This window comes from Rhodoferax sp. PAMC 29310 (assembly GCF_017948265.1).
Lineage (GTDB): Bacteria > Pseudomonadota > Gammaproteobacteria > Burkholderiales > Burkholderiaceae_C > Rhodoferax.
This window is the reverse complement of sequence record NZ_CP072852.1, coordinates 418,592-444,269: the sequence shown is the minus strand read 5'-3', so window position 1 is coordinate 444,269 and position 25,678 is coordinate 418,592. Positions and strand designations below refer to the sequence as shown.

The window sequence follows — 25,678 nt, the reverse complement described above, 5'->3', positions numbered from 1 at the left end:
TGTTCAATTACTGGAGAAAAAATGACTACATCAACTCGCAATCTATCTATGGCCGTACTGGGAACTGTTGTGGTGCTTGCCGCCTGCAGCAAAAAGGAAGAAGCACCAGTGGCTGTAGAGGCTGCGCCAGCGGTTGTCGCTGCGGCTGCCCAAGCTTGTGGCAAAGTATCGGTTGCCAATATGAATTGGCAATCCGCTGAGGTGTTGGCTCACATTGACAACATCATTCTGACCAAAGGTTATGGCTGCGATGTTGAGCTCGTGCCCGGCGACACCATGCCGACCTTGACCGCGATGATGGAAAAAGGAAAGCCAGACGTCGCTCCTGAGGCTTGGATTAACGCGGTGCGCCAGCCATTGGATGCGGCAGTCAAGGCCGGCACCCTGCACTACGCAGCAACCGCACTGAAAGACGGCGGCGTCGAAGGCATCTGGATGCCAAAGTACATCGCGGACGCAAACCCCACCATCAAGACGATTGACGACGCCCTGAAGCACCCCGAGCTCTTCCCGTCATCTGAGAACAAAGGCAAAGGCGGCCTGCACAACTGTCCGTCCGGCTGGAATTGCCAACTGACGACCGGCAATGCTTTTAAAGCCTATGAAGCCGGCAAAAAAGGATTCGTCCTGATCGATACAGGTTCAGCAGCTGGTTTGGATGGCTCTATTGCAAAGGCCTATGAGCGCAAAGAAGGATGGCTGGGCTATTACTGGGCACCTACCTCTATCTTGGGCAAATATGACATGGTCAAGCTGGACGCAGGCGTTCCATTTGACAAGGATGGCTTTGAAAACTGCAACTCCAAGGCAGATTGCGACAAACCAGTCAAGACCGACTGGGCCAAGTCAGAAGTTGTGACCGTGGTGACCGATCGCTTCCAGAAGGCCGGAGGCCCTGCCTATGAGTACCTGGCGAAGCGCAGCTGGAGCAATGCCACTGTCAACCAATTGCTCGCATGGATGAGTGACAACCAAGCGACTGGTGCCGACGGCGCCGCTCACTTCCTGAAAGGTCAACCAGAAGTCTGGGCTGACTGGGTTTCTCCTGAAGTCGCTGCAAAGATCAAGGCATCGCTTTAATCTTTATGAGTTTCCTTAAGGAATTTCCAAGCATGGGGTCTGAGCAGCTCAGCGCCATGCGAAGGGCTATTGACGGCACCTTTAGGACGTTTTCGCGAGAGTATGGAGAGACGTTGGAGCGACTGTTTGATCCGTTGCGCGACTTCCTCATGTACTCCGAGCGACTGCTAACTCAGTCGCCTTGGCCAGTTGTGATCGGTGTCATTGCCTTGATCGCCTGGCTGGCCTCACGGTCAACAAAGATCGTTGTCGGCACCGTCTTGACGCTCCTTGTGATCGGCTATTTTGGCATGTGGAACGACACGATGAAAACCATTTCGATGATTTTCGTCTGTACCGTGGTTGCTTTGGCCCTAGGCCTGCCCATCGGTATTGCCATGAGTCGGTGGGATCGGTTGCAAAAAACCATTAACCCGGCGCTGGACGTGATGCAAACCATGCCAAGCTTCGTCTACCTAATTCCTGTGGTGATGTTGCTAGGCATCGGGAGAGTTGCTGGCATGATTGCCGTGGTTGTGTACGCCATTCCGCCGGTGATTCGCTTTACCAACCTGGGAATACGTTTAGTAGACACAGACTTGCTGGAGGCAGCCGATGCTTTCGGCACGTCAACTTGGCAAAAGATGGTTCAGGTACAGCTTCCGCTGGCGCTTCCAACGATCATGGCGGGCATCAACCAGACCATTATGCTGTCGCTGGCCATGGTGGTTATCACTTCCATGATTGGCGTTCAAGGACTGGGTCAACCGGTATTGAAAGCCATTGCGAATCAGTACTTCACCATGGGAATGTTCAATGGTTTGGCCATTGTCGGTATCGCGATTATTTTTGACCGCGTGTCTCAAACCTATGGAAAACGCCTGCAGAAACATTTGGAGGTCGTTCATGGCTGATGCAAATTTGACACAAACGATTGCCGGGGTTTCAAAGCCACCGATCGGGATTTCAATCAAAAATCTATACAAGATTTTTGGGCCGACCCCTGACAAGTACATCGACGCAGTCCGGCAGGGCATGAGCAAACAAGAGCTGCGTGATGATCATGGCCATGTGCTGGGTCTGCGTGACATCAACATTGACATGCCGGCTGGCGAAATCCATGTCGTGATGGGCTTGTCTGGTTCGGGAAAAAGCACGCTCATAAGGCACATTAACCGACTCATCGACCCCACGGCCGGTGAGTTGCTTGCTGGCGAGCAGGATGTGCTGAAGATGAACCACGACCAGCTGCAGCGCTTCCGACGGGAGCAAACCGCCATGGTGTTCCAGAAATTCGCCCTTTTCCCGCACCTCACGGTGCTGGAGAACGCCGAATACGGACTGCAAGTCCAGAAAGTTGCCCGCAAGAAGCGACGTGAAGCGTCCATGCGGTGGATCGAACGCGTTGGGCTGAAGGGCTACGAGGACAACTATCCGAATCAGCTCTCCGGCGGCATGCAGCAGCGAGTGGGCTTGGCTCGAGCGCTCACCAACGATGCCCCGATCTTGTTGATGGACGAAGCGTTTTCAGCGCTGGACCCATTGATTCGAAGCGATATGCAGTCTGTTCTCCTAGATCTTCAACAAGAGCTGGGGAAAACAATCGTTTTTATCACCCACGATCTGGATGAGGCACTGCGCCTGGGCGACAGAATTGCCATCCTGCGCGACGGCGAAGCCGTGCAACAGGGCACTGGGCAGCAGATTGTTCTCAAGCCAGCCAATGAGTACATTGCCAGCTTCGTGAAAGACGTCAACCGTGGCCGCGTGATTCGCTGCCGCACGTTGATGACCCAAGGCGCGGCCGTGGACGGCCCGACAGTCGACGTCAGCCTCGTCATTGAGGAAGCCGCACGACTGCTCAGCGTAGAGGGCAAGGACGCTGCCAACGTTGTCAATAGCAAGGGCAAACTAATGGGAACCATCAGCATGAGCGACATCATTGCTGCCATGGTGCCACCCAACCCGGAAAGCCTGCAATAGGTTTTCCTCACAAGCGGGCAACTAACCGACAGGTTTTTTGCCCACACATGACGAGTAAGGCTCTATATCCTCACTGATATCGACCTGATTTATGAGAAATCTAGTTATATAAAAATCATTTGATATTGTTGACTTGGTATATCAAAGCCTCATAGAATCCGCCGTCCCAGCGAGAAGATCAAAGGATAACCCGTACCCGATGCCGACCCCGGCATTCTCAATTCTCTGCATAACGCATGAAACAACCAGCAGGATATTGAACGCGTACTAACTCAAACGAGGTGTTGTGAGTGACGAATTGGAATCAGTTCAAACTTGCACCCCGCGCGAACAAAGGAAGTTCTATGAACGCGTCAGAAAAAGTAACAGTGGGCCTGCGATCACTCGCATCAGTCATCGCCCGCGGATTCTTTGAAATTACACATAGCAGTTTTGCCCTGATTGGCTTGACTGTGATTTTTGCAGCCATCGCCTTGACTGCGCAGCCAGCGCTACGCCAGATAGGTGAAGTCAAGCTTTTTAGTTGGTTGCAGACCCGCCAAGTCGAGCTCACTGGCCTGCCTACCGAGGTGGAGGCGATTGAACGTGCGACTGCAAGCAACCCACGCGACCTGCCCAAACGACAAGCCGCAGTGGCATTTTGGTTAAGCAAGAAATACTCGGTCGCCCCCGAACCCATCAGCGCGCTGGTATCCGAGGCTTACCAAATAGGCCAACGAACCAAAATTGACCCCACCCTGATTTTGGCGGTCATGGCCATTGAATCAGGCTTCAACCCATTTGCTCAAAGCCACGTGGGAGCACAAGGGTTGATGCAAGTCATGACCACGATTCACAGTGAGAAATATGAGAACTTTGGCGGCAAGTTTGCAGCCTTCGATCCCTTGTCCAATTTGCGCGTCGGCGTGAAAGTGCTCGAAGACTGTATCAAGCGTGCAGGCTCTATCCAAGGTGGACTTCGCTATTACGTCGGCGCCGCCAACTTGGATAACGACGGAGGCTATGCTGCCAAAGTCATGGCTGAATACGCACGCCTAGAGCTAATCGCAACTGGACGTGTCATTCAGCAAGTGGAGCCTTCAACCTCACCTGCTCCGGTTTTGGTCAAAGACATTCCGGCCGAAATGTCCGCCCCGCTCAACTCTTGACACCTACCGACCACCCGGCGCACCGCCGCGATGGTCAGTTAAACTCGGCGAGTACGCGACTGGCGATAGGTGCTTGGCCAAATAGGGTTTGAGTACTGAAGTGGGAACACCACGGGGGAGCGTGCCGCACAAGGCCATAGGGCCTGTGCGATCAGCCGTTCGCCTGGGCAGCCCTGGTTTCATTCAAAATGATTCACAGGCCGACCGTCTCAAAGGACTGCCATGTTCAACCGAAATATCCTCATCGAGCAAACTGACCCCGAGCTATTCGCGGCCATTCAAGCCGAAAACGCACGCCAAGAGCACCATATCGAGCTGATTGCCAGCGAAAACTATGCATCCCCCGCTGTTATGGCAGCGCAAGGCACCCAGCTGACCAACAAGTACGCGGAAGGCTATCCCGGCAAGCGCTATTACGGTGGTTGCGAATATGTTGACGTGGCCGAGCAACTGGCCATTGACCGCGTGAAACAAATTTTCGGAGCCGAAGCCGCCAATGTGCAGCCTCATTGCGGCGCGTCTGCAAATGAAGCCGTTTTTCTGGCATTCCTGAAGCCTGGCGACACAATCATGGGTATGAGCTTGGCTGAAGGCGGTCACTTGACGCACGGCATGGCACTAAACATAAGCGGCAAGTGGTTCAATGTCGTCAGCTACGGGCTGAATGAGCAGGAGGACATTGACTATGACGCCATGGAGCGCAAGGCGCATGAGTCCAAGCCAAAGCTGATCATTGCTGGGGCATCTGCATTTAGTTTGCGCATCGATTTCGAACGGTTTGCCAAGGTCGCCAAGGACGTAGGCGCCATCTTCATGGTGGATATGGCCCACTACGCTGGCCTGATTGCTGCAGGCCTGTACCCTAACCCAGTTCCACATGCAGACGTGGTGACATCCACCACCCACAAAAGCCTGCGCGGCCCCCGTGGTGGCATCATCCTGATGAAGTCGCAACACGAAAAAGCCATCAACAGTGCCATATTTCCCGGCTTGCAAGGTGGCCCCCTCATGCATGTGATTGCGGCCAAGGCCGTTGCATTCAAAGAGGCACTCGCCCCGGACTTCAAAGTCTATCAACAACAAGTACTGACAAATGCCCGCATCGTCGCTGAAACCCTGGTTTCACGTGGGCTGCGCATCATCAGCGGTCGCACTGAAAGTCATGTCATGTTGGTTGACCTGCGCTCCAAGGGGATTACCGGCAAAGAAGCCGAGGCGGTTCTCGGCTCTGCCCATATGACCATCAACAAAAATGCGATCCCCAACGACCCTGAGAAGCCAATGGTCACCAGCGGTGTGCGAATTGGCACCCCGGCCATGACAACCCGCGGCTTCAAAGATGAAGAAGCTCGCATCACCGCCAATTTGATCGCGGACGTTCTGGACAATCCGAGAGACAGCGCGAATATCGATGCGGTCCGGGCCAAGGTCAATGCCCTGACAGCTCGCTTCCCGGTTTACGGCTAAACGCACGCCCTATGAAGTGCCCCTTTTGCAGCCATTCCGAAACCCAGGTGGTGGAGACACGAATCGCTGAGGATGGGGACTTCATCCGCCGCAGACGCCAATGCGGTGCATGCGAAAAACGCTTCACGACCTATGAGCGCCCCGACGTCACTTTTCCAGCGATCGTCAAAAAAGACGGTCGCCGGATAGAGTATGAGCGTCCGAAGTTGTTGGCCTCGATGAAACTGGCGCTGCGCAAGCGACCAGTCAGCACTGAACAGGTCGACAATGCGGTTGAGCGAATTGAAGAGACTCTTCTCAATCTGGGCGCTCGCGAAGTCGCTTCAAACCGAATAGGCGAACTGGTCATGATGGAGCTGAAAAAGCTCGACAAAATCGCCTATGTCCGATTCGCCAGCGTCTACCGAAGCTTTGAAGACATCGATGACTTCAAAACGCTGGTGGATGAGGTAGGGCGGTAGACTTTTGCCCCTGGCACCGGTATTACCTGACTAACGGCTGCTCAGAGGCGACGAGCGGTCAGCCTAAACCGCCATACAGAGCCCCATAGGCCTATCATTGGGCATGGAACATTTCCACCTTCTACATCAGCGCCGGCAACCGAACAATTGGAAGAACAAGGCATTGTTCAGTTATTCGCACAATGCCGGATTTTCATTGGTTGAAGTTCTGGTATCTATTGTCGTGCTGTCGTTTGGCTTGCTCGGAATGGTGGGCATGCAAGCTGCGTCACTTCAGGCCAACAGAGAGGCTCGCCTGCAGTCAGCCGCAGTCTTCTTGGGCCGCGAAATAGCTGAAACCATTCGTGGAAACAAGAATATCGGAATACTGACAGTCAACAATCCTTATATTGGGTCATTCTCGACATCTCCGCTCGTGGTCGGCACACCGTCATACTGCCTCAATGCATCGCCCACGACTGCTTGTACCAGCACCACTGATGTCGCCAATGCTCAAATGACGGAATGGTTGTCCCGGGTTGACGCTGAATTGCCTGGTGCCCGAGTTGATATTTGTTTCGACTCAACACCGTTTACCTCTGGGGGATTGCCGCAATGGGCTTGCAGCAACACCGGTGGCGTGCTCGTCGTGAAGATTGGATGGACGCGTAGCTCTACAGATCGAACTCAGAGCTCTGCTGCGGGGCTCGAAAGAGCGACGACGCCTCTGGTTGTCTTGCCAGTGACTCCAGGGAGTTCAACATGATTTGCTCATCGACTCTTCATTTAAGAAAGTGTCTACCACTGCCAAGCGGTCAAAAGCTTGCTCAACGATCGGCTCAACTTGGCCTAACAATGGTTGAGTTACTTGTCGCGCTGATCATTAGTATGCTGATCGCATTGGCAGCCATCGCCGCACTGACTGTTACACGCCAAGGTTTTAGCGCAGTCGATGCCTCCGCTCAACTTCGCGACAACGGACGCTTCGCCGCAGACTTGCTTCAGCGTATGGTTGTTCAAAGCGGCTACAAAGACGTTCAATACGCGGCCACCACGCTGCCGACAACCGCTGTCACAGGTTTGGCCACCAACCCAGACTCGAATGTCTTTGGATTTAATAACGCCCTGATCAACTCTACCGATCCAACACACGCGTCCAACGCACGGTCGACTTCGGTTGCTGGGTATGGCAGCGATGTGCTGGTCTTGCGATACCAGGGCGTGGAGACATTTCCTGGATCTGGGGTGGCGGACGGTTCGATGATTGACTGTGCCGGCAATGGAGTCACAGCGATCCCCATTAGCCGATACGACAGACGGGAAAGCGTCATTCACGTTGCAGTGAGCGTTGGTGAACCGGCCTTAATGTGCACTTGGATCAACCCAGCTAGTGGGACGATCACGACACAACCCATCGTACAAGGCGTCGAGAATTTCCAGATCCTCTACGGCACAGATGGAGTCACGGCAGGTGCCGCCCCCACAACAGCCACAGACTCGGTGCCTGACGCCTATCTTCGAGCCGATCAACTCACCGTAGCGGGAAATGCAGTGGCTACAAACGACAACTGGCGCCGCGTTCGCAGCATTCGAATAGGAATGGTGCTTCGGGGGCCGGCCAACTCCGCGATAGACAGAACATCTGCTACCTACTATCCGTTTGGCGCAGCAAAACCATCCAGCACCGGCACAGCCGGCTTGGCCATGGCCCAAACAGTAGCCTCTGCGCTGGACCCCGGCACTGTATTTACGCCTGCAATAGACGGCCGCCTGCGCCAAACCCTCTCTTTCACCGTGCATTTGCGCAACGACCAGGGGCTTTGAAGTGAAACTAACTATTCATCCTTCCCGATCACCTGGGGCTAATTCCATTCAAGCCCAAACCGGAGCCTCACTAATTATGGTGATGCTGATCTTGGTGATCATTTCGTTACTGGGCGTGGCAGGAGCGCAAATTTCGCTCATGAGCGAACGCGGCGCGAGAAATGACCGAGATCAGTTGGTTGCATGGCAAGCCGCTGAGGCGGCATTAATTGATGCGGAACTTGACATGATCGACCCAACATCGACGCGAGCCGCCCTGTTTGATGGCAAGCAAGCGATTCAGTTTGTGTCTGGGTGTGGCGCGTCCGGCCAATCAGTGGGTCTTTGCAGTCTGCCGACTGCGGGAAAACCGGCGTGGCTCACTGTTAATTTTGAAACCACCGGGACAGGCGCTGCTACCACAGCACTGGGAACGTTCACAGGAAAAACCTTTGCTGCTGGCGGCGTTGGCATCCAACCGTCCAAGGCCCCGCGCTACATCATTGAACTGGTACCGGACCCAATGGGCGATGCGTCTAATCCAAGCTTTTTGTACCGTGTCACGGCCATGGGGTTTGGCCCGCGCGAAGACATTCAAGCGCTTTTGCAAATGGTTTACCGCCAGTAACTTCAGGAGCAATTCAATGCGCACTCAAAATCACATCAGCTCCTCAAACAATGGGCTCCAGGGGAAATTCGCCAAATTTTCAGGGCTTCTGCGTCCAAACCTCGCGTGGCTATTGATTCCAGCTGTCGCAGTTGTTTCTTTTGTAGCGATCAGCGGCACCACAGCGCCCGCCATCCCCGCCATCACGTTGTCTTCTGATCCTCTGTATGCAGCAACGGCTGGCGACAAACCCGTTTTGGCGTTGGCCTTGTCTGTGGAGTTTCCAACGGTTGGTGCGCAGTATGTTGATCCGGACAACATTGGCACAAGCGACGACCCCACTTACTCCAGCGACCGTGAATACCTTGGTTATTACGACGCGGAGAGCTGCTACACCTATGACGATGCAGGCACTGGCGCGCCAAGCGGGCAAGCCGCGGCTTACAAACGTTTTGTGCGTCGTGGACCAGCTATTGCCCTGGCCACGGCCAGCACAACTCAGCCGACTAAAACCACCCGAATGTGCTGGAACAACAGCACCAGTTACACAAAGGACGACGGTACAACGCCGGCCAGTAGCACGACGGTCAACGATGGTTTTAGTGGCAACTTCCTGAACTGGGCGTCCAGCTCCGCCATCGACATGTTGCGCCTGTCGTTGACCGGTGGCGACAGGGTGATCGACACCCCCACATTGACCGTTCTGCAGCGGGCCCTGATTCCCGACGGAAACCCAATCGCGATGGGAAACAGCAATAACTTTCCCGCAAAGCGCCTTTACGCGAATGGCAGCTCACGCGCGATTACATCAGCCACCTCTCCGTCACCGGCCCTTGTCTCTGGGGTTAGTTTCTTTGGTGCCGTGCCCAGTTCAATGGTGTCTGCGGCGGGCGGCTCTGACATTTTCATCGCCAACACACTGAATCGAATCTACTTTGGCACGAGCAAATCGGGGAACTCATCCAGCGGGTTCGGAGGCTACACACTGGGTTCTGCGACAGGTGCCTCTCAAATTGACACCGCTGGTATCACAAAACTCAACGCGTCGCTCCCCAGTGATACTACTTTTTGCGCCAATGAAGGAGGAACTTGCGTGTTGCCCGCAGGAACCATCAAACGCATTTATTACGGCGCCAACAACGACTGGTACTACACGCATGCAACGGGCAGCATCTCATGCGCCAATGCGGTTTTTGGCGACCCACTCAGCGGGGTTGGAAAGCAATGTTACTACCGCAATGCGGACAGCAGCAGCACCTGGGTGCCGGCGTCGACTTCTGGGCTCAACTCCGACGGTTACTTTTTTTCCCGGGTTCAGGTCTGCGACCGCAACCCCAGCACCTATGCGCTCAAGGACAACCGAGACTACGATTTTTGCAAAAAATATTCGGATGGTGCCACCACCCCTCAGCCCAATTACAAACCGGCCGGTGCCATTCAAAAATACAGTGACCAACTTCGCTTGGCCGCATTCGGATATCTTTTGGACCAAACGGCCAGTTACAGTGCCGGCCGATACGGTGGCGTCTTGCGTGCACCAATCAAGTACGTGGGCTCCAAAACCTTTGACATTAACGGCGCAGACAACACTGCGTCGGGCGGAAACCCGAACCAGGAGTGGAATCCAGTTACTGGCGTTTTCTACCCCAACCCGGACAACAACACCACAGTGGCCTGTGCCGCAGGTGCAGACTGCAGCGCCAGCTATTTGAGTGGTGTTGTGAGTTATGTCAACCAGTTTGGCCGAACCGGTTCAGTCCGCGGACGGTACAAAAAATTTGACCCGATTGGTGAATTGCACTACGAAACGTTGCGCTATTTGCAGGGGTTACAACCTAGCGCGGATGCAGTCAGCGGGATTACCACTGATATGTATGACGGCTTTCCCGTCAGTACTTCGTGGACAGATCCGTATGGCAATAGCCGATCCAACACAGCCAACTACTCCTGCCTCAAAAGCAATATTGTGGTGATCGGCGACAAAAACACCCATGATGGCAACCGGCTTCCAACGACCGACATTGCCAACAACATCCCCGACATCAGCGGCTGGCGAACCACTGTTCGAAATTTTGAAGCAAACACCGCTGCAACAACCTATGTAGATGGCCAAGGTGTCACACGGACAAGTGGCAATCCCAATGGCGCGAATAACAGCGTACCAACCAGCACAACGACGAGCCAAATCATGGGTTCAGCGTACTGGGCGCACACCCACGACATTCGTGGCACCGACTGGACGGGCACCGGAGGGCTTGCCAAACAACGGCCCGGCCTTCGCGTCAAGACGTTTATGTTTGACGTGAATGAGTATGGCGGCTCCAACAATGCGGCTACCCGTCGTTCGTCGAATCAATTGTTCATGGCAGCCAAATATGGCGGCTTTGAAGCTGATGCATCAAATTCGACGGGCTCGCCTTACAACACCTGGGGCAACCCCTTTAAGCGAGACGATGGCACGGTTGACAAATACGTCTGGGAGGACACCGACCCCAAGGTTGGGAGACCAGGCGAGGCCAACACCTACTTCCTTCAAAGCAACGCCCGAGGCGTATTGAGCGCGTTCGACGATATTTTCAGTCGCGCCGCGACGGCCGCGCGCAGTATCGCGGGAAGCGCCATTCAATCCCAGAACCTCACCCAAGCGGGCAATAGCGTTTTTCAAGGCGCCTTTGACACCACGGACTGGAGTGGAGATCTGATGTCCTTCGCAGTCACAGTCACTGCCAGCACCGCCACCCCCCCGAACGTCGTCAGCATTGCTACCACGCCAACCTGGAAGGCTGCTGACAAACTGAACGCGCTGGCATCCCCGGCCACCAGTCGAAACATCGTGGTGGGCAACAGAGGCGCCACCAGCAGCCCATCGGCGGTCGACTTCCTGTGGCTCAACATTGAAACCGCCCTGCAAACAGATTTAAATAAAGTCAGCCCTTCAAGCAGCAGCGACGGGTTGGGATCTGACCGACTGAATTACCTGCGCGGCGACAAATCCAAAGAGAGCAACCCCTTTCGCAAGCGCAATAGCCTGCTGGGTGACATCATCAACAGTGGTGTCGCGTATTCTGGCGCACCTACCACCAGCATTACATCTAGCACCTATGCAAGCTTTTATGCAGCCAATGCCTCCCGGACACCCGCTGTATTCGTGGGTGCCAACGACGGTATGCTCCATGCATTTGATGCCACCAGTGGAAATACGACGAGTGGGAAAGAGCTGTTCGCATACATTCCCAGCTGGATGGGCCCCAAACTATCAGCTTTGACTGCCGCGTCCTATGTCAACGCTCACCAAAGTTACGTCGATAGCACGCCTACGGTTTCTGAAGCCGAAATACTGAACTCATCCTCGGCACTGGATTGGAAGACGGTGCTGGTCTCTGGCACCGGCAATGGCGGACAAGGTGTGTTTGCACTGGACGTGACGGATCCGACCGCCTTTTCCGCATCCAAAGTCATGTGGGAGTTCACGAATGTCGACGATCAAGACATGGGCTACGTCATTGGGCGTCCTCAAATTCTAAAAATGCGCACCAGCGCCTTTGGTGCGACCACAACCACCTACAAATGGTTTGCCCTAGTGGGTAGCGGGGCCAACAACTACGTCACGTCGGTTGGTGGCAACTTTGGATCGGGTCAACCGACCCTATTCTTGCTCGACTTGAGCAAGCCAGCGAGCGCGGCATGGTCACTCGGATCCAATTACTTCAAAGTCTCTTTGCCGGTTAACGCCACATTGGCCGCCAGCAATCCGACTGGTTTGATCAACTTCAAGGCCGCATTGGGAACCGCGCGGGAAGTCTCTCAAATTTACATGGGGGACTTGCATGGCAACCTCTGGAAATTGGATTTTTCATTGGTTGGTAGCGGGGACTGGAATATCAACAAGCTGTCGCCATTCAAAACAGGGAGCGGATCAAGCACGGTACCCTACCCCTTGTTCATTGCCAAGGATGGAGCAGGTGTTGTGCAGCCGATCACCATGGCACCGAGCATTGCAAACGGACCAGTAACGGGTTCAAAGAACATCCTTTTTGGCACAGGAAAGTACCTTGAAAGTGCTGACAAAACATCGACCAGTCAAGCGTCCTTCTACATGGTCTATGACACCGACAGCACGCTAATGGACACGCTAACCAGCGGAGCTACACGGGCCAGCGCCATCAGTGGCAGACTCAGGCTCAAACAAGGAACAAGCACTGCCGCGACCGCCACTACGGCTGGTTCAATTAGTGTTGGGGCCTTCACCATGGGACGTGCCACCACAGATATCAACACCGAAATTATTCGATCTGGTTGGTACTTTGACTATGCCGCTTCAGGTGAGCGGCAAATCAGCAGCGCGACATTGGCTGGAGATTCAGTGGTCTTTGGCAGCTTGATTCCAGGTGGCGGATCATCCGCAAGTTGCTCAGTGTCGACTGGGGGTGGAAACCAATACACCATGAAAATTTTGTCTGGCGTAGGCTCATCTGTATCGTCCAGCGTGGGAATATTAGGAGAACCGTTGGTTGCCAATGTAATTGGCGCGACGACGGAAACGATGAGCGACAGTACCGGTCGACGCATTCGAACGGTGACACAACAAGTATTGCAACAGGGTTCGTCTGGCTTGGCTGTTGGCCGCACGACCACTAATTCGATTGCGGTGGGTCGCTTGAGTTGGCGACAAATCCACAACTACAGGGACCTGAAATGACGAGCGAAATAAAACACAAGCTCCTTCGAGGCTTCTCGCTGATTGAGCTAATGATTGTGGTTGCCATCGTTGCCATACTTGCCAGCGTGGCCTACCCTGCCTACACCAATTCAATCCTCAAAGGCAAACGAGCGGAGGGCCGCACCGCACTCACTGAGTTGCTGCAGCAGCAAGAGCGGTACATGACGCAAACAAACTGCTACCTCGGCTTCACAACCACCTCTGCGGGGGTTGCCACCGCCACTTCACCAGGCACCGCATGCGGTGGAGTTACCGCCACTGCCGTCCCGTTCAAGGTTTTTTCAGGAGAAAACCTTGGGCAAGCAGCCTACATTTTGTCTGCATCGGCTTGCGCAGCCACGACGATCGCCGAATGCGTGGTGGTTGAGGCAACACCAGTGAGAGCAGACGCCGAAGCGGCAACCTTGCAGATCCTCAGCACCGGGCAAAAGACCTGCACGGGCACCAAGCCAACGGTGTGTTGGAAATGACAACGCGCCGAAGTCATATCAAAGGATTCACTCTTATTGAGTTGATGGTGACACTTGCGTTGGCCGCCATTCTGATGATGGTGGCTGTACCCAGTTTTACGGCCTATCAGCGCAATTCCGAGTTAACTTCATTTGCCAATACGCTGCTCGCCAGTGTCAACGCAGCAAGGGGCGAGGCCATGAAGCGCGGTATGAATGCGATGGTCGTTCCTGCCGTTGGCACTGATTGGGATGGCGGTTGGGTTGTATTCGTTGACGTAAATCGAAACCAAGCCTATGACGCCGCGCAGGATATAGCCATATTCTCTGGCGACGCAAAGCCAAGCTATTTCACCATCAGTGGCAATGGAACTACCTCTGGCACCGCCCCCTACGTCATGTACGACGCGTCAGGCTATTCAAAGACCACCTCGGGCGGATTCGGGGCTAGCACCTTTGAAATCAAGCGCAACGATGTCAGCGGAACGGCCCAATGGGCTGAAATTCGGCGGCTGAAAATTGCATCGACGGGGCGTGCACGTATTTGCACACCCAAAAACAGCACTGACTCTGAGTGCAGTGCCTCAAGTACCGCTTTTTAACTTTCCATTTTCCAAACTGGTTTTGGTTTGGAATCGACAAAACCCATGACCTTAGACATCATGGGCAGCAGTCTGTCTCACGCATCAGAGGCACTTTGGCTGTCCAATCCCAATCCACGAGTCGGTTGTGTCATTACATCCAGTGACGGCCACCTATTGGCTCGTGGGCACACCCAAAAAGCCGGCGGCCCCCATGCCGAAGTCATGGCGTTGCGCGATGCCGAGGCTCTTGGGCACTCCGTTGTCGGCGCCACCGCCTATGTCACGTTGGAGCCCTGCTCTCACCAAGGTCGAACCGGACCGTGCTGCGACGCGCTGATTGCCGCAGGTATCAAAAAGGTCGTCGCCGCCATTGCAGACCCCAACCCACGGGTATCAGGACAAGGTTTCGACCGATTGCGCGCAGCTGGCGTGGAAGTGATTGTTGGCCCCGGGGCACACGAATCTCGAGAATTAAACATTGGTTTTTTCAGCCGAATGATTCGGCAGACCCCGTGGGTTCGAATGAAGATAGCGGCCTCACTCGACGGAAAAACGGCGCTGGAGAACGGTGTGAGCCAATGGATCACATCCGCACCGTCCCGCGCCGATGGCCATGCATGGCGAGCGCGAGCCTGCGCCGTTCTGACCGGGATCGGTACGGTGCTGGAAGACAACCCGCGCCTGGACGTGCGCTTGGTGGACACACCCAGGCAGCCTCACCTGGTGATTGTGGACAGCCGACTTCAAACGCCGCTTGATGCTCACCTTTTTATAGCTGGTCGCGCTCTATTTATATACGCTGCAAGCCGAAATGATGAGAAAAAGTCGGCACTGGAGGCACTGGGTGCCACGGTCATTTACCTGCCGGGCACGGAAGGCAAGGTCGACCTTGCCGCGATGTTGCAAGACCTGGCACGTCGCGAAGTGAATGAACTGCATGTAGAGGCAGGGGAGAAGCTCAATGCGTCCTTGGTGCGGGAGGATTTGGTGGACGAGTTTCTGGTCTACCTCGCACCGAAGATCATTGGCAAGGGGCGAGAAATGGCTGGATTTGGCCCGTTAACCGACTTGGCACATGCGCTGCCGCTGAACTTTCTATCCACTGAAAGGGTGGGGCCTGACCTGCGAATTTTGGCGCGAATTGAAGGCCGAGACACTTTCTAGAGGACAAGTTTTAACGGCAACCACGATCCCGCCCACTTTCCCTGCGAAAATAGTGGGATGTTTACCGGAATCATTACCGGCGTGGGGCGCATCGTCGCTGTTCACGCCCTAGGCAGCTCTTCAACCCATGGCAAGCGACTCACGATCGAATGCCCTCCCGCCTATCTTGACGACGTCGGATTGGGCGACAGCATCGCGCTCAATGGCGCCTGCATGACTGCGACCACCCTGGACTTGGGCCAGCAGCAGTTCACGGTGGATATTTCTGCCGAATCCCTGGACAAAACAGCGGGACTGTCTCAAATCGGCGCCATCAACCTGGAAAAGGCGCTGCGAGCTCATGACCGTTTGGGCGGGCACATCGTGTCGGGCCATGTAGATGGCATTGGCCAGGTCACTTACTTCGCCGAAATTGGTGAAAGCTGGCAACTTCGGGTGCTGGCCCCAAAAGGCCTCGCCAAGTATTTGGCCTATAAAGGATCAATCACCATCAACGGCGTCAGCTTGACCGTCAACAGGATTGACGACGTGACTGCCGGTTGCGAGTTCAGCATTAACCTGATTCCCCATACCGTGCAAAACACCGCTCTAGGCAACTTGCGTAACGGTTCTCTGGTCAACCTGGAAATCGATTTAATTGCACGGTATGTTGAGCGCATGCTCAGCGCCGAGGCACCCACCCTCAACAACTTGGCGCCTTAAGGCCCTAATCGACTTTAAATCCTAGAAAGATTTCCGTATGAGCTCCCTCACTCCCGTGGCGATTTCGCCGGTTGAAGAAATTGTGGCGGACATGCGCGCGGGTCGCATTGTCATATTGGTGGACGAAGAAGACCGCGAAAACGAAGGTGATCTCGTTCTGGCGGCTGACCATGTCACGGCAGACGCCATAAACTTCATGGCCCGCTATGGCCGAGGATTAATTTGCCTCACTCTCAGCAAAGAGCGTTGTGAGCGCCTGCAACTGCCGCCAATGACCGTGCGCAATGGCGATAAAAAAGGCACGGCGTTCACCGTGTCCATTGAAGCGGCCGAAGGCGTCACGACCGGCATCTCTGCCGCTGACCGCGCCCGCACGATCGAGGCGGCCGTTGCCAAGAACGCCACTGCCAATGACCTGGTTCAACCAGGCCACATTTTCCCGCTGCAGGCCGTTGAGGGTGGGGTGTTGATGCGCGCTGGCCACACCGAGGCGGGTTGTGACTTGGCGGTTATGGCTGGCTGCTCGCCCGCGTCCGTCATTTGCGAGATCATGAAGGATGATGGCACCATGGCCCGCCTGCCTGATCTCCAATTGTTTGCGGCAGAACACGGACTGAAGATTGGCACCATCGTCGACCTGATTGAATACAGAGCCCGCACCGAATCTCTGGTCGAGAAACTGGGGTCACGCCCACTCAACACCGCATTTGGCGAGTTCAGGGTCCACGCCTTCAGAGACAAAACGGCAAGAGGGGTGCACCTGGCGCTCGTCAAAGGCACCTGGGGACCGGACGACACAGTTTTGGCCCGCGTGCATGAACCCCTATCCGTGCTCGACGCATTGGAAGTTGGCCGCGCGATGCACTCTTGGAGCCTGGACGCCTCCTTGACACGTGTTGCATCTGAGGGAAGCGGCGTCGTGGTGTTCCTGAACTGCGGGGAAAGCGCCGAGCAATTACTGGCCCAGTTTGACGGCACGGCGCGCGCCAGCCATGGACCCGAGCGCGGCCGCATGGACTTGCGCACCTATGGCATCGGCGCCCAGATTCTTCGCGAATGCGGCGTGCACAAAATGAACTTGATGGGCACGCCGCGTCGCATGCCCAGCATGGCTGGCTACGGGCTGGAAATCACCGGCTACATCACCCAATAAAAGAAGGACAGCACCATGTTTGGCGCAGACAAAGGAACTTTGGATTCCGCAGATACCCGCTTGAGTGGCAAAAAATTAACCATTGGCATTGTTCAGGCCCGCTTCAACGAGCCCGTCACCAACGCGCTCGCAGCGGCTTGCAAGGCCGAGTTGTTGGCACTGGGTGTGCAGGAGAAGCACATTGACCTGGTTCAGGTGCCAGGCGCCTTGGAGGTCCCCGTCGTTTTGATGGCGATGGCCGAAAAGCTGAAATACGATGCCCTGATAGCGCTGGGGTGCATCATTCGTGGCGAGACTTATCATTTCGAGTTGGTTGCCAACGAATCCGGCGCCGCCGTGACACGGGTGGGCCTGGATTACCAATTGCCCATTGCCAATGCCATTCTCACTGTCGAGAACATGGACCAGGCCATTGCACGGCAGACTGAAAAGGGGCGTGATGCCGCCCGTGTTGCCGTTGAAATGGCCAATTTACTGGAAGAAATCTAATGAGCGAATTCACCCCCAAGCCAGCGGCCACGCGCCCTCCCCGGCAAGCCCGCACGGGTGTGACCAGCACGGGTGCCCGCAAGGCCGGCAGCAAGTCTGATCGTTCTCGCGCTCGCGAATTTGCTCTGCAGGCCTTGTACCAGCGTTTAGTGGGCAAGAACGGCATCACCGACATCGATGTATTCACCCGCGATTTGGCTGGATTCTCCAAATGCGATTCGGTCCATTTTGATGCGTTGCTGCACGGTTGCACCGACGAGGCTAACGTGCTTGACGCCCTCATCTTGCCCTTGCTTGACCGCAAGATGGAAGAGATTTCCCCCATCGAACACGCTGTGATGTGGATTGGAGCCTATGAATTCAAGCATTGCCTGGACGTGCCATGGCGTGTCGTTTTGAACGAGTGCATCGAGTTGGCCAAGGAATTTGGCGGAACTGACGGTCACAAGTACGTGAATGCGGTGCTGAACGGCTTGGCCCCAAGCCTGCGCGCCGCCGAGGTCAATGCGGATCGGGGCAACCCCCGCTCATGAGAATTTCCGGGCGAGCTCAGCGCATCGAGCCGTTCTACGTGATGGAGGTGGCCAAAGCGGCCGCCAAGCTGGCCGCTGAGGTGGCGCACTCTGAATCGCCAATGATTTTTCTGAACATTGGCGAGCCAGATTTCACCGCCCCGCCCCTTGTTCAAGCGGCAGCCTCAAAAGCCATTCATGACGGACGGACGCAATACACCCAGGCCACCGGTTTGCTGGAATTGCGTGAGCGCATCAGTGATTGGTACCGACAGCGGTTCAACGTGGAAGTGGCTGCCAACCGCATTGTGGTCACAGCAGGCGCATCGGCGGCCTTGCAGATGGCTTGCTTGGCGTTGATTGAGTCAGGCGACGAGATACTGATGCCGGACCCAAGCTACCCCTGCAACCGGCATTTTGTGAGTGCGGCCGACGGCCGTGCCGTGTTGGTTCCGGCAACGGCAGCCGAACGGTTTCAACTGAGTGCTGACAAGGTCGAGTCGGCCTGGACCGACGCGACGCGCGGCGTGTTGCTGGCCTCGCCCTCCAACCCGACAGGCACCTCGATTCACCCGGACGAGTTACGCCGCATTCACTCGGTGGTGAGCGGCAAAGGTGGCGTCACGATCATTGACGAGATTTACCTCGGCCTGAGCCACGACTCCCAGTACGGACAAACGGCTCTGGCGCTGGATGAAGACATCATCAGCATCAATAGCTTCAGCAAATACTTCAATATGACGGGCTGGCGTCTGGGCTGGATGGTGGTGCCGCAGCGTATCGTCCCTGTGATTGAACGGCTGGCCCAAAACCTGTTTATTTGCCCCAGCACCATTGCACAACACGCCGCTCTGGCCTGTTTTGAGGCGGAAAGCATCGCAGAATACGAGCGCCGGCGCGCCGAGTTCAAGGCCCGCCGCGACTACTTTATTCCCGCGCTGAACGCACTGGGCTTGACGGTGCCAGTGATGCCCGATGGCGCTTTTTACGCCTGGGCCGACTGCAGCGCGGCCTGTGAGAAGCTGGGCATCAAGGACAGCTGGGATCTGTCGTTTGAGATCATGAACAAGGCGCACGTTGCCGTGACACCAGGTCGTGACTTCGGGACGGCAGATACTGAACGGTATATCCGGTTTTCCACCGCGAGTTCGATGACCCACCTGCATCAGGCTATTGACCGACTGAAAGCGTTTTTGGCATGAACTCCACCCCAGTTCTTTCAGCCGCTTTCGCCTGGCCTGTTCGGGTGTACTGGGAGGACACCGATGCCGGCGGCATTGTGTTCTACGCCAACTACCTCAAGTTTTTCGAGCGGGCCCGCACCGAATGGTTGCGTGGACGAGGTGTTGAACAACGCCGCCTTCGCGAGGAAAATGGCGGTATTTTTGTCGTCAGTGAAGCCCAGTTGCGCTATCACCGCTCGGCCAGACTGGACGACGAATTGATCGTGACAGCGCAACCCATAGAGATTGGCCGCGCGTCCATGACCATTCAGCAGCAAGCGCTGTTAAAAAATGGCACTGACACAACCCTTTTGTGTGAGGCCACCGTGCGTGTCGGCTGGATCAACGCCGTCAGCCACCAACCTGCAAGAATTCCCTCAACTTTATTGGATGCCCTTCGATGAACCAAGACATGTCGATCCTTCACCTGGTCCTGAACGCCAGCCTGGTCGTGCAATTGGTCATGCTGCTACTGATGGTGGTGTCCATCACCAGTTGGGCAGCCATTTTCCGCAAGCTGATCGCTTTGAAGCGAGTTAAAGCCATCAACGACGTATTTGAGCGCGAGTTCTGGTCGGGCACCAACCTGAACGATCTGTTTGCCGCGGCCTCTCAAAACTCCCGCGATTCGGGCCCGCAAGAACGTATTTTTGCCAGCGGCATGCGCGAATACCAAAAACTGCGCGAAAAACGCATCACGGACACCGCATCCTTGATGGACGGCGCCCGCCGCGCCATGCGCGCCAGTTTTCAACGTGAAATGGATGTCGTTGAGACCAACCTGTCGTTTCTCGCGTCCGTCGGTTCGGTATCGCCCTATGTGGGCTTGTTTGGTACCGTTTGGGGCATCATGCATGCGTTTACTGGCTTGGCCTCCTTGCAAACTGTGACTTTGGCCAGTGTGGCACCGGGCATTGCAGAGGCGCTGGTCGCAACGGCCATTGGTCTGTTCGCCGCAATTCCGGCAGTGGTCGCCTACAACCGCTTTGCACGCGATATTGACCGCATTGCCATTCGACTGGAAACTTTCATGGAAGAGTTTTCCAACATCCTGCAGCGCAATGTCGGCGCGCAGTCCGCCTCCGGCCACTGAGAGGAGTCCAGTCATGCCATCTATGGTCAGCCGAGGACGGGGTCGCCGCACCATCAACGAGATCAATATGGTGCCCTTCATCGATGTGATGTTGGTGTTGTTGATCATATTCATGGTGACCGCGCCCATGATCTCCCCCAGCATGATTGACCTGCCCAGCGTCGGCAAGGGCGCCAAGCAGCCTGATCAGGTCATTCAGCTGATCCTGGACAAAAACGACTCGATCGAGATGAAGATCAAGGACCAAACCAGCTCCATTGCGCTCAAGGAGCTAGTCGCTGCTGTCAAGCAAGCCCAAAGCAACTCAGAGAACTCGGCAGTCGTCATCAGTGCCGACAAAAACATCAAATACGAGACCGTGGTCAAAGTCATGGACACCCTGCAGCGCGCAGGCGTCCAACGCGTTGGCCTGTCCGTTCAACTGGTGAATTAGTGCAAGACATGATCGCCGCCTCGGATCGTCTGGAATTTACTCCGCCCACGCCACCCGGTTTTGGTCGAGCGCTTGGGCTCGCCTTGTTGGCCCACCTGCTCCTCGTCGCAGCGCTGACCTGGGGCGTTCACTGGAAGAGCCAGCCCCAAACGATTTCGGTCGATGCCGAGCTTTGGTCAGCGGTACCAAAAGAGGCTGCACCTCAACGCGCTGGTGTCGCGCCTGAGCCGCAACCCGAGCCGGAAAAAGTCACACCGCCCCCGCCACCCACTCCCCCAGCGCCGAAAACAGAGCCCGAGCCACCCAAAGTGTCCGAGGCGGACATCGCACTGGAGAAGGAGAAACTCTTACTTAAAAAAGAAGCAGAGAAAGAGCTGCTACTCGAGAAGCAACGTCTGGAAAAACTGAAGAACGAGAAGCTGGCTCGGGAAAAAGAACTGATTGAAAAGAAACTGCAGGAGAAGAAGCTACAGGAACAGAAATTGCAGGAAAAGCGCGAGCAAGAAAAGAAACTCGCCGACGAGAAGAGGCAAAAGGCAGTGGAACTTGAGCGCAAGGCCGCACTGGAAGCAAAGGAAGACGCCAAACGAATGGAGGCCCAACGCCAGGCCAACCTGAAGCGCATGGCCGGTCTGGCTGGCGCCACAGGTGCTGCCAACGCCACGGGAAAAGACTTGCAGTCGTCCGGCCCTTCATCAGGATACGCTGGCCGCATTCGTGCCCGCATCAAGCCCAATATTGTTTTCACCGAAGACATCAACAGCAATCCAGTCACCGAAGTGGATGTGCGCACCTCACCGGATGGCACCATCATCAGCCGGAAAATCATCAAATCCAGCGGGGTGACTTCTTGGGATGAGGCGGTGCTGCGTGCCATCGACAAAACAGAGACTCTGCCCCGTGACACCAATGGGCAAGTGCCGGCGGCCTTGGTTATCAGCTTTAGGCCCAAGGACTGATCCACAGGGCTGGGAACAGCAGATGCGCCGGCCGGGTTGACCGAATCACCTGTGTGAGTAGCTACATTATTTATAGCTACTCACGAAGGCCTAATCTAGGCTTCAGGTTTATTTCATTCATAAACAATCTCTGATTTCCCATTGGCGGCCTGCACCCGCCAGCCCGCCAATGCCGCATTGGTTGGATAGAAACGGGCCTGTTCACCCAGCAGCAGCTCGGTGGACGCAGCACCGGTGTGTGACTGGCAACTCACCGCGAGTCGAACGGGCATGCCATGCACTTTTTCGCCCTCCTCGGTGGCCTCCCGCTGCACGGGATAGTCCTTGATCATTCGGGCCACATCGGGGGCTTTTCCAGCGCCATCAGAGTTGACGGCCACACGCAGGTATTTGCCAAACCGGCATCTCGCCTGCTCCAGATCCCAAATTTGGGTGACCGTTAATTGCATACCGCCCGAAAACCGGTCTGGTTGTTGTTTGCCCATGACGATGATCAGCTCATCGTCTTTCAGCAGATTGCGATAGGTGGTAATCATGGCCTCGTCGGCGCGCGCCTCAATCATGCCGGACTTGTCGTCCAGCTTGAACAGGCCCAGCTTGCCCCGCTGTCCGTTGATGACCCTGAAGTCGGTCACGATGCCGGCCATCAGTTGCGGCTCGCGGGTGTCGATCAGGTCATCGATGGGGCGGCGGGCAAAACGCCTCACCTCCAACGCGACTTCATCAAACAAGTGCCCCGAAAGATAGAAACCAACCGCTGTTTTCTCCAGGACCAAGCGCTCCTTGATTCCCCACGGCATGGCGTCAACCAAATCCGGCTCCTGGGTACTGGAGCCATGGTCATCATCACCGCCCATGTCAAACAGACCGCCCTGGTTGGCGTTGGCCACTGTCGCCGAGCCAAACACAAAGGCACGATCCAGCGAAGCCAGCAAACTGGCGCGGTTGAGTTGAATCGCATCAAAGGCGCCGGCCTTGATCAAGGCCTCCACCGTGCGTTTGTTGATGCGACTGCGATCCACCCGGACGCAAAAATCAAACAAGCTCTTGAAGGGGCCGACCACTTCCGCTGAGGGCCCGGCACCCCGCCCCTCGCGGGCGGCCACAATGGCCTCGATTGCCGCCTGGCCAGTGCCCTTGATGGCACTCAGACCGTAGCGAATCAACTTATTCGACACGGGCTCGAACCGGCTCACCCCGCGATTAACATCCGGCGGCTCAAAGGTGAGCCCCATCTTGAGCGCGTCTTCGTACAAGACCTTGAGCTTGTCGGTGTCGTCCATCTCCACCGTCATGTTGGCGCAAAAGAACTCGGCGGTGTAATGCACCTTGAGCCAAGCCGTGTGATAGGCCAGCAAGGAATACGCCGCGGCGTGCGACTTGTTAAATCCGTAGCCCGCAAACTTCTCCATCAGGTCGAAGATTTCGTCAGCTTTGGCTTCGTTGATGTCGTTCTTGGCCGCACCTTCGCGAAAGATCTGGCGGTGCTTGGCCATCTCGTCCGCATCCTTCTTGCCCATGGCCCGGCGAAGCATGTCCGCGCCACCCAGAGAGTAGCCACCCAGAATCTGGGCCGTCTGCATCACCTGCTCCTGATACACCATGATGCCGTAGGTCTCAGACAACATATTGGCCACCAACGGGTGCGGATACTCCACCACTTCACGCCCGTGTTTACGAGCCACAAAGCTGGGAATCAGGTCCATTGGACCTGGGCGGTACAACGCGTTGAGGGCGATCAAGTCCTCTAAACGGGTGGGCTTGGCGTCTTTCAGCATGCCTTGCATGCCACGACTTTCAAACTGGAAGACGGCTTCGGTTTTGCCTTCAGAAAACAACCGGTACACCCTGGCGTCATCCAGCGGTAGGTTTTCGAACGCAAAGTTTTCCTGCCCCTTGTGGCGCTTCATGATGAACTCGCGCGCAATCTCCAGAATCGTCAGCGTGGCCAAGCCCAAAAAGTCGAACTTGACCAGGCCAATCGACTCGACATCGTTCTTGTCGTACTGGCTCACGGCCGATTCACTGCCGGGTTGCTGGTACAGGGGGCAAAAATCGGTCAACTTGCCGGGGGCTATCAACACACCACCCGCGTGCATGCCCACATTGCGGGTCATGCCTTCAAGCTTGCGTGCTAACTCCAGCAAGGTTTTGACGTCTTCTTCTTTGGCCTCTCGCTCGGCCAAAATTGGCTCGTCCGACGCATAAACCGTTTTATCGTCTTTTTTGCGATCTGACGGCGGCAATTGCAGACTCACACTGACACCCGGCTTGTTGGGAATCAACTTGCTGATGCCGTCACAAAAGGTGTAGCTCATGTCCAGCACGCGACCCACGTCGCGCACAGCGGCGCGTGCCGCCATCGTGCCGAAGGTCACGATCTGACTCACCGCATTTTTGCCGTACTTGTCCTTCACATAGTCAATGACCAGATTCCGGTTGGTCTGGCAAAAGTCAATATCGAAGTCGGGCATGGACACCCGCTCCGGATTCAGAAATCGCTCGAACAGCAGGTTGTACTTCAGCGGATCCAAGTCGGTGATCTTCATCACGTAGGCAACCAGAGAGCCGGCGCCGGAGCCCCGTCCCGGCCCCACCGGGCAGCCATTGTTTTTGGCCCAGTTAATGAAGTCGCCCACAATTAGAAAGTAACCGGGAAACCCCATCTTCAGAATGGTGCCAATCTCAAATTCCAGCCGATCCACATACTTCTGGCGCACGCTTTCCCGCTCCCCCTCATCGGGGTAGAGGTGGATCAAGCGCTCTTTCAGGCCTTCATGCGAGGTGTATCGGAAATACTCCTCCGGCGACATGCGCTCGCCGTTCACCAGCGGAGTCGGGAACTCAGGCAACTGCGGCTTGCCCAACACCAAGGTCAAGTTACAGCGCTTCGCAATCTCAACAGTATTGGCCAAGGCAGAGGGCACATCGGCAAACAAGGCCTGCATTTGCACAGTGGATTTGAAGTACTGCTCCCGGGTGAACCGGCGCACACGGCGCTGATTGCCCAGAATTTCGCCGTCGGCAATACAAACCCGTGCCTCGTGCGCTTCATAGTCGTCTGGCTGACTGAACTGAATCGGGTGGGTGGCCACGACAGGCAAGCCCATTCGCGCAGCAAGCTTGACCGTGGCAATCACATGGCTCTCGTCGTCAACGCGCCCTGCCCGCTGCAGCTCCAAGTAGAAACGATGCGGAAAGATGCCACCCAACTGCAGGGCAGCGTCCAAGGCACGTTCGTCGTCACCTTGCACCAAGGCTTGCCCGACTGGGCCGGCCTGAGCCCCCGAGATAAGCAACAAACCTTCATTCAGCTCTTTCAGCCAGTCCAGTTTGACCGAGGCCTGTAATTTACCGGCGTTTTGAGTCCATGCCCGAGCCAACATCTCGGACAAATTAAGGTAGCCCTGCTTGTTCTGCACCAGCACCACAACGCGTGAGAGCGCGGAAACATCCTTTCCCAGGCCCTCCAGCCAGATTTCAGCCCCTATTAGCGGTTTCACACCGCGTTTTCGGCCCTCTTTGTAAAACTTGACAGTGGCAAATAGATTACTCAAGTCCGTGATGGCGAGGGCGGGTTGCCCATCAGCTGCCGCAGATTTGACGATATCATCGACGCGATTCGTGCCGTCTACGACAGAGAACTCAGTGTGGAGGCGCAGGTGTACAAACATAGCCACCATTGTAGAA

At 55.7% G+C, this 25,678-nt stretch carries 23 protein-coding genes and 1 riboswitch; of the genes, 22 read left to right on the top strand and 1 reads right to left on the bottom strand.

The annotated features are described in order from the left end of the window. Positions 1-21 precede the first annotated feature (21 nt). The 22 genes from J8G15_RS02015 to tolA all read left to right on the top strand — a co-directional run bounded on the left by J8G15_RS02015 (position 22) and on the right by tolA (position 21,988). Positions 22-1,080: an ABC transporter substrate-binding protein gene (locus tag J8G15_RS02015; protein WP_210545715.1), complete on the top strand. Its 1,059-nt coding sequence runs from the start codon at positions 22-24 to the stop codon at positions 1,078-1,080. A 5-nt stretch (positions 1,081-1,085) separates the two neighbouring features. Continuing rightward, positions 1,086-1,973 (top strand): proline/glycine betaine ABC transporter permease, encoded by an 888-nt coding sequence (locus J8G15_RS02010; RefSeq protein ID WP_210545713.1) that lies wholly within the window; start codon positions 1,086-1,088, stop codon positions 1,971-1,973. Next, positions 1,966-3,042, top strand: coding sequence for a glycine betaine/L-proline ABC transporter ATP-binding protein (locus J8G15_RS02005; RefSeq protein ID WP_210545711.1), 1,077 nt, complete (start codon positions 1,966-1,968; stop codon positions 3,040-3,042). Before J8G15_RS02010 ends, J8G15_RS02005 begins: the two co-directional genes overlap by 8 nt. A gap of 344 nt (positions 3,043-3,386) precedes the next feature. Next, a complete protein-coding gene (locus J8G15_RS02000; protein WP_210545709.1) occupies positions 3,387-4,190 on the top strand; it encodes a lytic transglycosylase domain-containing protein in 804 nt (267 codons plus the stop codon). Between the two features lie 45 nt (positions 4,191-4,235). Continuing rightward, positions 4,236-4,366: riboswitch (ZMP/ZTP riboswitch) on the top strand. 46 nt (positions 4,367-4,412) lie between these two features. Then, positions 4,413-5,657 (top strand): serine hydroxymethyltransferase, encoded by a 1,245-nt coding sequence (glyA, locus tag J8G15_RS01995; RefSeq protein WP_210545707.1) that lies wholly within the window; start codon positions 4,413-4,415, stop codon positions 5,655-5,657. Positions 5,658-5,668: 11 nt separating this feature from the next. Then, positions 5,669-6,118, top strand: coding sequence for a transcriptional regulator NrdR (gene nrdR / locus J8G15_RS01990; RefSeq protein ID WP_210545705.1), 450 nt, complete (start codon positions 5,669-5,671; stop codon positions 6,116-6,118). Between the two features lie 103 nt (positions 6,119-6,221). Further along, a complete protein-coding gene (gene pilV / locus J8G15_RS01985; protein ID WP_210545703.1) occupies positions 6,222-6,863 on the top strand; it encodes a type IV pilus modification protein PilV in 642 nt (213 codons plus the stop codon). A gap of 89 nt (positions 6,864-6,952) precedes the next feature. Then, positions 6,953-7,921: a PilW family protein gene (locus J8G15_RS01980; protein WP_240538410.1), complete on the top strand. Its 969-nt coding sequence runs from the start codon at positions 6,953-6,955 to the stop codon at positions 7,919-7,921. A 76-nt stretch (positions 7,922-7,997) separates the two neighbouring features. Continuing rightward, positions 7,998-8,528 carry a PilX N-terminal domain-containing pilus assembly protein gene (locus J8G15_RS01975; RefSeq protein ID WP_210545699.1) on the top strand — a complete coding sequence of 177 codons (531 nt, stop codon included), beginning with the start codon at positions 7,998-8,000 and terminating at the stop codon, positions 8,526-8,528. Positions 8,529-8,544: 16 nt separating this feature from the next. Then, positions 8,545-13,206 (top strand): pilus assembly protein, encoded by a 4,662-nt coding sequence (locus J8G15_RS01970; protein WP_210545697.1) that lies wholly within the window; start codon positions 8,545-8,547, stop codon positions 13,204-13,206. Further along, entirely contained in the window at positions 13,203-13,697 is a 495-nt protein-coding gene (locus tag J8G15_RS01965) for a type IV pilin protein (protein ID WP_210545695.1), read from the top strand. The genes J8G15_RS01970 and J8G15_RS01965 overlap by 4 nt, the downstream gene beginning before the upstream one ends. Further along, positions 13,694-14,278, top strand: a complete 585-nt coding sequence (locus J8G15_RS01960) for a GspH/FimT family pseudopilin (protein ID WP_210545692.1) — start codon at positions 13,694-13,696, stop codon at positions 14,276-14,278. The genes J8G15_RS01965 and J8G15_RS01960 overlap by 4 nt, the downstream gene beginning before the upstream one ends. A gap of 45 nt (positions 14,279-14,323) precedes the next feature. Continuing rightward, positions 14,324-15,424, top strand: a complete 1,101-nt coding sequence (gene ribD, locus J8G15_RS01955) for a bifunctional diaminohydroxyphosphoribosylaminopyrimidine deaminase/5-amino-6-(5-phosphoribosylamino)uracil reductase RibD (protein WP_210545691.1) — start codon at positions 14,324-14,326, stop codon at positions 15,422-15,424. 57 nt (positions 15,425-15,481) lie between these two features. Continuing rightward, entirely contained in the window at positions 15,482-16,126 is a 645-nt protein-coding gene (locus tag J8G15_RS01950; protein ID WP_210545689.1) for a riboflavin synthase, read from the top strand. Positions 16,127-16,163: 37 nt separating this feature from the next. After that, positions 16,164-17,279, top strand: a complete 1,116-nt coding sequence (gene ribBA / locus J8G15_RS01945) for a bifunctional 3,4-dihydroxy-2-butanone-4-phosphate synthase/GTP cyclohydrolase II (RefSeq protein ID WP_210545687.1) — start codon at positions 16,164-16,166, stop codon at positions 17,277-17,279. A 15-nt stretch (positions 17,280-17,294) separates the two neighbouring features. Then, positions 17,295-17,768: a 6,7-dimethyl-8-ribityllumazine synthase gene (gene ribH, locus J8G15_RS01940; RefSeq protein WP_210545685.1), complete on the top strand. Its 474-nt coding sequence runs from the start codon at positions 17,295-17,297 to the stop codon at positions 17,766-17,768. Then, positions 17,768-18,301: a transcription antitermination factor NusB gene (gene nusB, locus J8G15_RS01935; protein WP_210545683.1), complete on the top strand. Its 534-nt coding sequence runs from the start codon at positions 17,768-17,770 to the stop codon at positions 18,299-18,301. The genes ribH and nusB overlap by 1 nt, the downstream gene beginning before the upstream one ends. Further along, positions 18,298-19,482 carry a pyridoxal phosphate-dependent aminotransferase gene (locus tag J8G15_RS01930; RefSeq protein ID WP_210545681.1) on the top strand — a complete coding sequence of 395 codons (1,185 nt, stop codon included), beginning with the start codon at positions 18,298-18,300 and terminating at the stop codon, positions 19,480-19,482. Before nusB ends, J8G15_RS01930 begins: the two co-directional genes overlap by 4 nt. Beyond that, entirely contained in the window at positions 19,479-19,907 is a 429-nt protein-coding gene (gene ybgC / locus J8G15_RS01925) for a tol-pal system-associated acyl-CoA thioesterase (protein ID WP_210545679.1), read from the top strand. The genes J8G15_RS01930 and ybgC overlap by 4 nt, the downstream gene beginning before the upstream one ends. Further along, positions 19,904-20,596: a protein TolQ gene (gene tolQ, locus J8G15_RS01920; RefSeq protein WP_210545677.1), complete on the top strand. Its 693-nt coding sequence runs from the start codon at positions 19,904-19,906 to the stop codon at positions 20,594-20,596. The genes ybgC and tolQ overlap by 4 nt, the downstream gene beginning before the upstream one ends. 13 nt (positions 20,597-20,609) lie before the next feature. Beyond that, entirely contained in the window at positions 20,610-21,029 is a 420-nt protein-coding gene (locus J8G15_RS01915; protein WP_210545675.1) for a biopolymer transporter ExbD, read from the top strand. Between the two features lie 8 nt (positions 21,030-21,037). Beyond that, positions 21,038-21,988 (top strand): cell envelope integrity protein TolA, encoded by a 951-nt coding sequence (gene tolA, locus J8G15_RS01910; RefSeq protein WP_210547421.1) that lies wholly within the window; start codon positions 21,038-21,040, stop codon positions 21,986-21,988. A gap of 113 nt (positions 21,989-22,101) precedes the next feature. Here the strand turns inward: tolA and dnaE are convergent, their stop codons facing one another. Beyond that, the gene (gene dnaE / locus J8G15_RS01905) at positions 22,102-25,662 is read right to left on the bottom strand and encodes a DNA polymerase III subunit alpha (protein WP_210545673.1); all 3,561 of its coding nucleotides are present in this window, start codon (positions 25,660-25,662) and stop codon (positions 22,102-22,104) included. Positions 25,663-25,678: the final 16 nt, after the last annotated feature.

Bases quoted from the DNA above. Each gene is read 5' to 3' on its own strand.
- J8G15_RS02015 (WP_210545715.1), top strand. From the start codon at position 22: ATGACTACATCAACTCGCAATCTATCTATGGCCGTACTGGGAACTGTT.
- J8G15_RS02010 (WP_210545713.1), top strand. From the start codon at position 1,086: ATGAGTTTCCTTAAGGAATTTCCAAGCATGGGGTCTGAGCAGCTCAGC.
- J8G15_RS02005 (WP_210545711.1), top strand. From the start codon at position 1,966: ATGGCTGATGCAAATTTGACACAAACGATTGCCGGGGTTTCAAAGCCA.
- J8G15_RS02000 (WP_210545709.1), top strand. From the start codon at position 3,387: ATGAACGCGTCAGAAAAAGTAACAGTGGGCCTGCGATCACTCGCATCA.
- glyA (WP_210545707.1), top strand. From the start codon at position 4,413: ATGTTCAACCGAAATATCCTCATCGAGCAAACTGACCCCGAGCTATTC.
- nrdR (WP_210545705.1), top strand. From the start codon at position 5,669: ATGAAGTGCCCCTTTTGCAGCCATTCCGAAACCCAGGTGGTGGAGACA.
- pilV (WP_210545703.1), top strand. From the start codon at position 6,222: ATGGAACATTTCCACCTTCTACATCAGCGCCGGCAACCGAACAATTGG.
- J8G15_RS01980 (WP_240538410.1), top strand. From the start codon at position 6,953: ATGGTTGAGTTACTTGTCGCGCTGATCATTAGTATGCTGATCGCATTG.
- J8G15_RS01975 (WP_210545699.1), top strand. From the start codon at position 7,998: ATGGTGATGCTGATCTTGGTGATCATTTCGTTACTGGGCGTGGCAGGA.
- J8G15_RS01970 (WP_210545697.1), top strand. From the start codon at position 8,545: ATGCGCACTCAAAATCACATCAGCTCCTCAAACAATGGGCTCCAGGGG.
- J8G15_RS01965 (WP_210545695.1), top strand. From the start codon at position 13,203: ATGACGAGCGAAATAAAACACAAGCTCCTTCGAGGCTTCTCGCTGATT.
- J8G15_RS01960 (WP_210545692.1), top strand. From the start codon at position 13,694: ATGACAACGCGCCGAAGTCATATCAAAGGATTCACTCTTATTGAGTTG.
- ribD (WP_210545691.1), top strand. From the start codon at position 14,324: ATGACCTTAGACATCATGGGCAGCAGTCTGTCTCACGCATCAGAGGCA.
- J8G15_RS01950 (WP_210545689.1), top strand. From the start codon at position 15,482: ATGTTTACCGGAATCATTACCGGCGTGGGGCGCATCGTCGCTGTTCAC.
- ribBA (WP_210545687.1), top strand. From the start codon at position 16,164: ATGAGCTCCCTCACTCCCGTGGCGATTTCGCCGGTTGAAGAAATTGTG.
- ribH (WP_210545685.1), top strand. From the start codon at position 17,295: ATGTTTGGCGCAGACAAAGGAACTTTGGATTCCGCAGATACCCGCTTG.
- nusB (WP_210545683.1), top strand. From the start codon at position 17,768: ATGAGCGAATTCACCCCCAAGCCAGCGGCCACGCGCCCTCCCCGGCAA.
- J8G15_RS01930 (WP_210545681.1), top strand. From the start codon at position 18,298: ATGAGAATTTCCGGGCGAGCTCAGCGCATCGAGCCGTTCTACGTGATG.
- ybgC (WP_210545679.1), top strand. From the start codon at position 19,479: ATGAACTCCACCCCAGTTCTTTCAGCCGCTTTCGCCTGGCCTGTTCGG.
- tolQ (WP_210545677.1), top strand. From the start codon at position 19,904: ATGAACCAAGACATGTCGATCCTTCACCTGGTCCTGAACGCCAGCCTG.
- J8G15_RS01915 (WP_210545675.1), top strand. From the start codon at position 20,610: ATGCCATCTATGGTCAGCCGAGGACGGGGTCGCCGCACCATCAACGAG.
- tolA (WP_210547421.1), top strand. From the start codon at position 21,038: ATGATCGCCGCCTCGGATCGTCTGGAATTTACTCCGCCCACGCCACCC.
- dnaE (WP_210545673.1), bottom strand. From the start codon at position 25,662: ATGTTTGTACACCTGCGCCTCCACACTGAGTTCTCTGTCGTAGACGGC.